The organism is Halomonas sp. SIMBA_159, from assembly GCF_046536035.1.
Lineage (GTDB): Bacteria > Pseudomonadota > Gammaproteobacteria > Pseudomonadales > Halomonadaceae > Vreelandella > Vreelandella venusta_A.
The window spans coordinates 1-266 of sequence record NZ_JAWJBT010000720.1 but is presented as its reverse complement, the minus strand read 5'-3'; the positions used below and the strand labels follow the sequence as shown (position 1 = coordinate 266).

At 61.3% G+C, this 266-nt stretch carries 1 protein-coding gene; it reads left to right on the top strand.

Going from position 1 to position 266, the window contains the following annotated elements:
* The coding region (locus R0J87_RS21080; RefSeq protein WP_498888717.1) for a hypothetical protein at positions 1-266 on the top strand (266 nt) is incomplete at both ends.

Here is a 266-nt window from a genome sequence, read left to right as displayed (position 1 = left end):
AGGGGGCGACGCCGGAGCAGGTGCAGCAGAAAGTGATCGAACACGCCAAGACGTGGGGCTTGGCCATCGACGACCTCTCGCAGATGTTCCTGCCGGAGAAGATCAAGCGGGACTCGAAGAACACCGCTCAGATGTTCCTCCCCGAAGCCGACACGCAGAGCCCCGAGTTCAAGGCGTGGTTCGGGAACAGCACGGTTATCAATGCGGACGGCACGCCGAAGCTGGTGTTCCACGGAACGCGATCGCGCGACAACTTCAACACCTTC